The organism is Alkaliphilus pronyensis, from assembly GCF_009017275.1.
GTDB lineage: Bacteria > Bacillota > Clostridia > Peptostreptococcales > Natronincolaceae > Alkaliphilus_C > Alkaliphilus_C pronyensis.
In genome coordinates this window covers 43,479-49,478 of sequence record NZ_WBZC01000056.1, presented here as the reverse complement: position 1 = coordinate 49,478, position 6,000 = coordinate 43,479, and the positions used below count along the sequence as shown (strand labels likewise).

General features: G+C 37.0%; 8 protein-coding genes. All 8 read left to right on the top strand.

Going from position 1 to position 6,000, the window contains the following annotated elements:
• The first annotated feature begins 184 nt into the window (after window positions 1-184).
• The 8 genes from F8154_RS12750 to ade are packed head-to-tail and all read left to right on the top strand — an operon-like array spanning window position 185 to window position 5,941.
• Window positions 185-1,543: a UbiD family decarboxylase gene (locus F8154_RS12750; RefSeq protein ID WP_151862006.1), complete on the top strand. Its 1,359-nt coding sequence runs from the start codon at window positions 185-187 to the stop codon at window positions 1,541-1,543.
• 15 nt (window positions 1,544-1,558) lie between these two features.
• Window positions 1,559-1,825, top strand: coding sequence for a BMC domain-containing protein (locus F8154_RS12745; protein WP_151862005.1), 267 nt, complete (start codon window positions 1,559-1,561; stop codon window positions 1,823-1,825).
• Between the two features lie 13 nt (window positions 1,826-1,838).
• Window positions 1,839-2,246 (top strand): hypothetical protein, encoded by a 408-nt coding sequence (locus tag F8154_RS12740; protein WP_192930298.1) that lies wholly within the window; start codon window positions 1,839-1,841, stop codon window positions 2,244-2,246.
• A gap of 24 nt (window positions 2,247-2,270) precedes the next feature.
• Window positions 2,271-2,669 (top strand): BMC domain-containing protein, encoded by a 399-nt coding sequence (locus F8154_RS12735; protein WP_151862003.1) that lies wholly within the window; start codon window positions 2,271-2,273, stop codon window positions 2,667-2,669.
• Window positions 2,670-2,680: 11 nt separating this feature from the next.
• Complete coding sequence (pduA, locus tag F8154_RS12730; RefSeq protein WP_151862002.1) at window positions 2,681-2,956, top strand: propanediol utilization microcompartment protein PduA; 276 nt, start codon at window positions 2,681-2,683, stop codon at window positions 2,954-2,956.
• Window positions 2,957-3,000: 44 nt separating this feature from the next.
• On the top strand, window positions 3,001-3,795 hold the full coding sequence (locus tag F8154_RS12725; RefSeq protein WP_151862001.1) for a flavoprotein: 795 nt from the start codon (window positions 3,001-3,003) through the stop codon (window positions 3,793-3,795).
• Between the two features lie 26 nt (window positions 3,796-3,821).
• Window positions 3,822-4,109 (top strand): EutN/CcmL family microcompartment protein, encoded by a 288-nt coding sequence (locus tag F8154_RS12720; RefSeq protein ID WP_151862000.1) that lies wholly within the window; start codon window positions 3,822-3,824, stop codon window positions 4,107-4,109.
• Between the two features lie 17 nt (window positions 4,110-4,126).
• Window positions 4,127-5,941, top strand: a complete 1,815-nt coding sequence (gene ade, locus F8154_RS12715; RefSeq protein ID WP_243141250.1) for an adenine deaminase — start codon at window positions 4,127-4,129, stop codon at window positions 5,939-5,941.
• Window positions 5,942-6,000 lie beyond the last annotated feature (59 nt).

Here is a 6,000-nt window from a genome sequence, read left to right as displayed (position 1 = left end):
TCCTTCTCTAATGAAGCAGGGTTGGAAGTTAAGAGTTAAGAGTTAAGAGTTAAGAGTTAAGAGTTAAGAGTTAAGAGTTAAGAGTTAAGAGTTAAGAGTTAAGAGTTAAGAGTTAAGAGTTAAGAGTTAAAAATGAAAAGTGAAAAGTGAAAAGTTAAGAGTACTTATAGAAAGGAGGGAATAGATGGAGAGACAAATGCTTAGGGCTGCAATGGAACAGTTAAAAAGAAAGGGATATCTGCAAGAATGTAATGTTGAGGTTGACCCGAAATTCGAGCTGGGAGCAGTCTTAAAACACTATAAAAATGAAGTTCCTATCCTGTTTAATAAAGTAAAAGGCAGTAAAATGCCTGTAGTTGGAGCTCTTTTTGGCGAGAGGAGCATATACTACGAAATGCTGGCTACAACCCATGAAGAAAGGGTTTTTAAGCTTATGGATGCAATTGCAAATCCAAAGCCCACTAGAGTTTTAAATAAGGGACCTGTTATGGAAAACATAATTACTAGAAATATTGACCTTCAAAAAATGTTCCCTATACCTACTTTTCATGAGAAGGATTCCTCAAGCTATATAACTGCTGGTCTAGTGGTATTAAAGGACCCAGAAACAGGCCAGAGTCATGTTTCTGTAAGAAGGCTACAGGTTAATAAAGGAAATGAAATCAGCATACTAGTTGCTTCACCTCTAGCAACAAGACAATTTCTTGATATGGAAAAGCAAAATAAACCATTGGAGGTTGCAATTGTTCTAGGATATGACTATAGCCTATTATTAGCTTCTCAAATAAGTAGTGAAGTCTATGGGGTAGATAAATATGAAGTTGACAGTGCCTTAAGGGGAGAGCCAATAGAGCTTGTAAAATGTCACAGTATAGATGTAGAGGTACCTGCTTATTCAGAAATTGTATTAGAAGGAATTATGCCACCAAACAAAAGAGAAATAGAAGGACCTTTTGGAGAATTAATGGGCTATTATGGTGCCGTAGGACCCCATCCTATTGTTGAAGTTAAAACAGTAATGCATAGAAATAATCCAATATTCCAAACTGCATTTCCCTGTAGAGAGGAACATCTATCAAATGGTTTAGTTAGGGAAATAGAGTTATATAGCTCAGTTAAAGGACTTGTTGATGTTAATGATGTAAACGTAACTGTTGCTGGCGGATGTAGATTCCATGCCTTTGTTTCAATTAATAAAAAGACTGAAGGAGATGGCAAGAGTGCAATAATAGGTGCCTTAGCCAGCAGTAAAGATGTTAAGCACGTGGTTATTGTAGACAATGACGTCGATATATTTGATCCAACCGATATAGAATGGGCTATAGCTACAAGAATGCAGGCATCAAAGGATTTAGTTATTATCCCTGGAGCATTAGGGTCAGGCCTAGAGCCATCCCATACTGTTAAAGGGGTGACGGATAAGGTTGGAATAGATGCGACTAAGCCTCTTGGAGAACTAGCAACAAGATTTGAGAAGGCTATAATTCCTGGATATGAAAATATAGATATTAGTAAATACCTTCCAGGGTTTAAATTAAAGTAAGGGTGGTAATGCAGTATGAGGCAAGCACTGGGATTTATAGAAACACGTAGCTTAGTAGCTGCAATACAAGCTGCCGATACAATGGTTAAGTCTGCCGACGTAAAAATTACCGATTTTAACTATGTTGGCTCAGGTATTGTAGCGGTTGTTGTGACGGGAGAAGTAGCAGCTGTTAAAGCAGCAGTTGCCAATGGATTAGAGACAGCTGGTCAATTAGCAGAAATTATCTCATCCAACGTAATTGCAAGACCCCATGATGAGGTAGACAATCTACTGGACTAAGTAACTAAAACAAATGGTGGTGATAGGTTTGGCAAATCCATTAACAAGGGTTATAATGAATAACATTGCCAGTAAGAGCTTAAAAAAAAGCAATAATTATAGTGATCCACAGCAAACAAGTAATTTAAAGGAACAAGAAGAGAGATTATTAATTGACCTGATGTATAAAGGCAAGAAGGCTGAAGGCTTTAGGGATAAGGGACCTTCAGTAAGCAAAAGCTATAGCACTAAGCATACTTCATTGTCTGAGCTTGCTGCTAAGTCAGGTAAAGTAATAGAAGAAAGAGAAGATTATAAAAAGGCCAATAATAATAATCCTCCTGAAAAGAAAGAGGCTTATGTAAAGAAACATGTAAATACCGGTACCTTTATTGACTTGAAGTCTCTTAATTTCCTAGGAAATAAGGGTTCTTCTAAATAGGGACTGTAAATAGGAGGTGTTTCAATGAGGGCAGCATTAGGATTGATAGAAACAGTAGGTTTAACGGCTGCAGCAACAGCCCTTGATGCAGCAAGTAAGGCTGCAGATGTAAAGCTTGTTGGGTATGAAAAAGTGATTGGAGCAGGTAAAGCTGTAAGTGTTACTGTTCAAATTGCTGGCGAAGTAGCAGCAGTTAAGGCAGGGGTAGAAGCCGCAGAGGCAGCAGCAAGAAGGATAGGAGTGGTTTTATCCTGTCACGTAATTCCAAGACCCCATGAGGAGGTCGACTTGCTAATCAAGACCTTTGAAAAAAACATAAAAAATAAAAAGCAAGCTAATAAAAAGCAAACTAATACTAAGACAGAGAATACAAAAGCTACAAAAGTGGAAAAAACAGAAGCAAACAAAGAAATTAAAAAATAGGAGGAATTAAAATGAGTCAAGCATTAGGCATGGTTGAAACAAAAGGATTAGTTGGAGCAGTAGAAGCAGCAGATGCAATGGTTAAGGCTGCAAATGTTACATTAGTTGGTTATGAAAAAATAGGTTATGGTCTTGTTACAGTTATGGTTAGAGGTGATGTAGGAGCTGTTAAGGCAGCAACAGATGCAGGAGCAGAAGCAGCTAGAGTAGTTGGAGAGCTTCATTCAGTACACGTAATCCCAAGACCTCACACAGAAGTTGAGAGAGTATTATTAAAGGGAGAATAATTATTGTTAAAAGAGCTTCCTACCAATAAATAGGGAGGGAAAAAATGAATAGATATAATCATACTCAAAGGATTATTGAGCATTTAATGATAAAAAATATTAACTCCCTCCAATCTACTGGAAACAAACATCTATTAGTTGCTTTAACTGGTACCAATATAGGTTTGGAAAACTCTATTAAGGAATTAGTTGCCCTGAAGGAGCACGGCTTTACAATGGATATTGTCGTATCCAATAGTGGAGAAAAAATCTACAATGTAAAGGAAATATCTAGGCTACTAATGCCAAAGGAAGTCTATACAGAAGACCTTGATTTAGTCAAGGAGGAGTTTATAGAAGCTATAGATGGAATATTGGTACCTTTAGCTACACAAAACACAGCCTTTAAACTTGCATCAGGAATACAGGATCAGCTAATACCTAGGCTATTATGGCAAGCACTATGGCAAGAAAAGCCTATATGGATGAATCTAAAGGATTTAATGCAGTATAAAGGAAAAAAAACTAATAATTTGTTTTTGCAGGAAAAGATTAGAGAAGTCATTAAGCAATTAGAAGGCATGGGAGTTAAAGAATTCAAAACACCACTTATTGCAGAAGCGCTTTTATCTGAAGTAGAGGATAGGACAAGCAATATAAAGTCACTAAAAAAAGTTGAAAAGATTGATTTAGGTAAGGAAGATGTAAAGCTAGACAAAGGTCGAAGAGTTATAACAGAGAAGGATGTTTTAGCAGCTAATACATCTAATGGAGAAATGATTATTCCTTTGGGCTCAATCGTTACTCCCTTAGCAACAGACACTGCAAAGGCAATAGGAGTAAAAATTATTAAAAAATAACACTCCATTTAAAAGGAGAGGGTACAATGAATATCGGCCGAGTCATTGGAACTGTAGTAGCTACGCGAAAGGATGAAAGATTAATTGGCTGCAAGCTTATGCTTACTCAACCAGTTAATGTTAATGAAGAGACTGTTGGCGAGCCATTAGTAGCAGTAGATACTGTAGGTGCAGGAATTGGAGAGCTTATAATATATACAAAGGGAACAGCAGCTAGACATGCAGCAGAAAAGCTTCAATCCCCTATTGATGCAGCGATTATAGGCATAGTTGACAATATAGATTTATATAGAGACTTAACAAACAAAAAATAAAGGAGGGGGGACAGAAATTGTTAGATGCAAAAAAAATAAAACAAGCTATGGAATATAGAGAATTAATTGATGTTTTAATGTCTGACAAGCATTTTGCAGATATAGTATTGTACCAGGGTAATGTAATTAATGTTTTAACAAGAGAGATATACAAGGCGGATATTGCCATTAAAGGTAATTATATATTGATGGTTGGAGATGCAGATAAATTGATTGGACCTGAAACCATTGTAGTCGATGTGAAGGGCAAATATTTATCACCTGGGTTTATTGATTCCCATATGCATTTTGAAAGTAGTATGTTAACAGTTACAGAGTTTTCTAGACTATCAATTCCCTCTGGAACCACTACATTAGTTGCTGACCCTCATGAAATAGGTAATGCACTAGGCCCTATTGGAATGAAGGCTATGGCAGAGGAGGCTAGCTTGGTACCTAATCATGTACACCTAGTTGTACCTGCCTTAACACCTGATTGTCCAGGCCTTGAGACAGCTGGCTATGATGTAACCTCTAAGGACATGGCAGAAATATTAAACTACCCAAATGTTATAGGAATTGGAGAATTACAGGGCTTCAGTAATGCTAAACACGTATATCGAAATACACCAGAGGTAATAACAGACCTATTAGCATCAACAGTTTATGCAAGAAGCATTGGTAAAATAGTTGATGGAAATGCTCCAGAGCTTTTTGGAAATGAATTGGCGGCCCATATTATTTCAACTGCAGGTGAATGCTCCTGTCATGAAACTACTACTAAGGAAGAATGTGTTGAAAAGCTAAGACAAGGAGTATATGTCTTCATGAGGGAAGGTTCTACCCAAAGAAATATGGCAGAATGTATTAGGGCAGTAACCGAGGAAGGACTAGATTCAAGAAGATGTATTTTAGCAACAGATGATATGGTGGCAGAGGACTTAGAAAAGCTAGGACATATGAATGAAATAGTAAAAAGAACCATTGCAGAGGGTGTTAACCCAGTAGAAGCTATTCAAATGGTTACTATAAATCCTGCAACCTATTTTGGATTAAAGGATAGAGGAATTTTGTCTCCAGGAAACCTAGCTGATATAGCAGTAATAAGTGACCTAAATGAAATGAAGGTTGAAGCAGTGTTCTTAGAAGGTAAATTGGTTGCATCACAAGGTCAGCTACTGATAGATTTACCAAAATACACATACCCAGATAATGTTAAAAACTCAGTTAAATGTAAACCTTTAAAGGAAGAGGACCTAAAGATTAGTGCATCAGGAAATGAAGCTACTGTAAGGTGTATAGGTTTAATTCCAGATCAAAATTTATCTGAAAGTTTAGAATTAAGGGTAAAAACACAGCAGGGTGCAGCAATGCCTGACGTTAAACAGGATGCACTTGAAATTGTTTGCGTTGAGAGATATGGTAGAAATGGCAGTATAGGAAAAGCCTTTGTTAAAGGCTTTGGACTAGAACAGGGAGCTTTTGCCGAAAGTGTTGCCCATGACACCCATAATATTATGGCAGTAGGAACCAACTTAAAAGATATGGTTGCAGCAATTAATCATGTTATTGAAATAGGTGGAGGAATTGCAGTCGCAAAAAATGGTAGAATTATCGAAGATTTAAGACTACCAGTTGGTGGATTAATTACTGATGAACTGACAGGTCCTGAGGTGAGTAAAAAGATTGCCACCTTAGAAAACACAGTGAAAGAGCAGCTAGGTTGTAAAGTCCACGCTCCATTTATGCATTTATCATTTTTGGCTTTATCAACAAGTCCAAAATGGAAAATAACAGATCAAGGATTAATTGATGTAAATAACTTTGAGATTTTACCTCCAGTTGTTGAATAAGGAGGTAAAGGAAGGGGGGAGAAATAAAAATAACAGCTATTCATAAAGTCAGACAGCTT